The sequence below is a fragment of the Haladaptatus sp. genome (assembly GCF_049589095.1).
GTDB lineage: Archaea > Halobacteriota > Halobacteria > Halobacteriales > Haladaptataceae > Haladaptatus.
Window position 1 is genome coordinate 1 of sequence record NZ_JBAWAC010000242.1, and the last position, 2,978, is coordinate 2,978.

Annotated in this window: 5 protein-coding genes; 4 read left to right on the forward strand and 1 reads right to left on the reverse strand. The window is 63.0% G+C overall.

The features are described 5' to 3' along the window. The 4 genes from WBV42_RS07995 to WBV42_RS08010 form a co-directional block, all read left to right on the forward strand. Positions 1 to 1,093: ABC transporter ATP-binding protein (locus WBV42_RS07995; protein WP_423985555.1), on the forward strand; the 1,093-nt coding region annotated here is incomplete at its 5' end. Positions 1,094 to 1,147: 54 nt separating this feature from the next. Next, entirely contained in the window at positions 1,148 to 2,131 is a 984-nt protein-coding gene (locus tag WBV42_RS08000) for a BtrH N-terminal domain-containing protein (RefSeq protein WP_423985556.1), read from the forward strand. Positions 2,132 to 2,228: 97 nt separating this feature from the next. After that, on the forward strand, positions 2,229 to 2,426 hold the full coding sequence (locus WBV42_RS08005; protein ID WP_423985557.1) for a hypothetical protein: 198 nt from the start codon (positions 2,229 to 2,231) through the stop codon (positions 2,424 to 2,426). Continuing rightward, positions 2,427 to 2,750, forward strand: coding sequence for an antibiotic biosynthesis monooxygenase family protein (locus tag WBV42_RS08010; RefSeq protein WP_423985558.1), 324 nt, complete (start codon positions 2,427 to 2,429; stop codon positions 2,748 to 2,750). A 31-nt stretch (positions 2,751 to 2,781) separates the two neighbouring features. On the opposite strand, the gene WBV42_RS08015 is transcribed toward WBV42_RS08010, so the two are convergent. Further along, positions 2,782 to 2,978 (reverse strand): acetamidase/formamidase family protein (locus WBV42_RS08015; RefSeq protein WP_423985559.1); only part of this gene is annotated, 197 nt, incomplete at its 5' end.

Here is a 2,978-nt window from a genome sequence, read left to right on the forward strand (position 1 = left end):
TGGGAAAAGCACGCTCGCACGGGCCATCCTCCGCCTCGTGGAGCCGACGGACGGGACGGTGTACTTCAAGGGTGAGAACCTGACCACATTGGGCGGGGAAGAGCTGCGTACCCAGCGCAAGGACATGCAGATGATCTTCCAGGACCCGCAGTCCTCGCTGGACCCGCGGATGAAAATCGGTCCCATCGTGGAGGAACCGATGAAGGCCCACGGGCTGTACGGCGCCGACGAACGTGAGGAGAAGGCACGCGAACTGCTGGCGAAGGTCGGGTTGGACCCGCAGCACTACAACCGCCACCCGCACGCCTTCTCGGGTGGGCAACGTCAGCGGGTGAATCTGGCGCGGGCGCTGAGCGTGAATCCGGACTTCATCGTCTGTGACGAACCCGTAACGGCGCTCGACGTCTCGATTCAGGCTCAAGTGCTCAACACGATGCGCTCGCTGCAGGACGAGTTCGACTTGACGTACCTGTTCATCGCCCACGACCTCTCGGTGATTCGCCACATTTCGGATCGCGTCGCTGTGATGTATCTCGGCCAGTTGGTCGAGTTGGCGGACAAGGAGGAGTTGTTCGAGAACCCGCAGCATCCGTACACGCAGGCGCTCCTCGAATCCATTCCCGTGCCCGACCCCCGTCTGGCGGAGGCGCGTGGCGTGCTGGAGGGCGACGTGCCATCGCCCATCGACCCGCCGAGTGGCTGTCGGTTCCGGACCCGCTGTCCGAAACTCATCGCGCCGATGGAGTACGATCTCTCCCACGAGGAGTGGCAAAACCCGCTCGCCTTCCTTCGGGAGGTCCAGCGCCGGTCGTTCGAGACGACGACGGAGTCGACCCTCGTGGACCGCTTTTTCGCCGACGGGAAGCCGACCGGCGAGGCGGGACGCATCGTGGACGAGGCCATCGGTCGCATCTCGAACGACGACTGGGACGGTGCGACGGAACTGTTGAACGAGTCGTTCGCCGAAAAGAGCGTCTGTGCGAAGGAGCTTCCCGACTACGAGGTGCCGACCGAGCACGGAACGTCGCTCCACTACGCGGCGTGTCATCACCACCGCGAGGACGTCGTCGACGGCCGTCAGGTCGATCTGTAATCGGGGAACGACAAAAGAGGGCAATTCTTTATTCCGGGCATCCCTCGATGGGACATGCAACTGTCCGAATACACGCACACGCCCGGTGCGCATTGCGGGTCGGCGTCGCTTCGAAATCTGGCGGATTATTACGACTGGGGGCTGAACGAGTCGCTCTGTTTCGGATACGGGGCGGGACTCGGCTTCGGCTACTACGAACGCGGCCCGGCGAGCCACATCATCATGGGGCGCAACGGGCAGTTGGAGACGGGGTTCTTCGAGACGTTCGACCTCGACTACCGGGAATCGAGCGGACAGGACTGGGAAACGGCGTGGGCCGACGTGCGGGACGCCATCGCCGACGACACGCCAGTCATGCTGTTCGTGGACCTCTACTACCTCGATTACTTCGGCACGGACACCCACTTCGGACCCCACATCCTCCTCTGTGTCGGCGTCGAGGGCGACGAGGTCCTCCTCTCCGACAGCGAGTTCGATTCAATCCAGCGAATTCCCGCGTCTCATCTCCGAAAGGCGTGGAACTCGGAGTACGGATTCGGCCCGCTCGACAACCACTGGATCACCGTGGCCGACCCGACCATCGAAATCGACCGAACGACGGCGGCGCGGAACGCGATTCGGCGGACGACGGAACTCATGCTCTCGCCGGAGGGCGGTGAGTGGGATTCACAGGGCGTGGACGGGATTCGGGCGTTCGCGGCGGACCTCCCCTCGTGGACGGAACTGGAGGATTCGAGTTGGTGTGCGCGCTTTGCCTACCAGAACATCGAACGGCGCGGGACCGGTGGCGGTGCGTTCCGTCGGTTGTACGCCGACTTCCTCGACGCGCTCGCATCCGACCTCGGCCTCGATGAGTCGATTCCCGCGAACTGCCACGGCATCGCGGACGAATGGACGGCTTTGAGCGACACGCTCAAGGACGCGAGCGAGACCGAAGGAGAACGACAGGCTCAGCTGTTCGAGGACGCTTCCGAGCAAGCCGCGAGAATCGCCGACCGCGAAGAACGGCTGTTCACGCGGCTCCGGGACGAACTGTAGTTCGACCCAAAAAACATGTTCGCGTCAATCTACAGGCCGTGACGCCCCGTCCGTTTAGTCGATGACTCGAACGTCATGCGGCAAACCGAATTGTGGTGTGGAACAGGCAAAAACGAACCCGGAACACCGGCAGGGACCACCGGCGGGCTGTGACCGGTTAGGACGCAACGGATCACCGGCACGGCGTGGCCCATCGGGACGCAACGGTCCGCCGCGGTTCGTCGTCTTCGCGCTCGGCGTCGCCCTCGGCGTGTTCGCCTCCCGTCGACTCGAACTCGGTTCCGGAGGCGATTAAATGCCCGAAATCGGCGGCGGGCGCGTCGGCGCGACGCTCGTCAACGTCTTCGAGATCGCCCCCGAAAAACAGGACGCGCTCGTGGACGAAATTCGGGAAACGGTGGATTCGATGGGCGAACTGCCGGGATTCGTCTCGATGAGCCTCCATCGGAGCCTCGACGGCGAGCGCGTCGTGAACTACGTGCAGTTCGAGAGTCAGGAGGCGTTCGAAGCGCTTCGAGATTCACGCGATTGGGAGGCGGACATGGGCGAGGCGATGGCATCGGCGGAGGTGGACCCGCACTTTTACGAGGTCGTCCTCACGCACGAGGCGTCGGAGTGAATCGGTTGCGGTGATCTCCCACTTTTGTAGCTTATTCCGGAAAGATGGATTGTGGGAGGTACGCCGAGACGACCCAGTTCGGGGCGTCCACGACCTCGTTGATTTTCAGATCAACGGCCGCGGAACACAGGAGATAGGCGTCCGTCCGGCTCAATCCGTGATTCGCGTGGAGGTGGGTGATCATGTGTCGAATCGCCTTCTTGCTGGCGTCCATCAGGTCGTCGCTGA

What these genes read in the sequence shown, in the direction of transcription:
- WBV42_RS08000 (WP_423985556.1), top strand. Translation starts at nt 1,148, where the DNA reads ATGCAACTGTCCGAATACACGCACACGCCCGGTGCGCATTGCGGGTCG.
- WBV42_RS08010 (WP_423985558.1), top strand. Translation starts at nt 2,427, where the DNA reads ATGCCCGAAATCGGCGGCGGGCGCGTCGGCGCGACGCTCGTCAACGTC.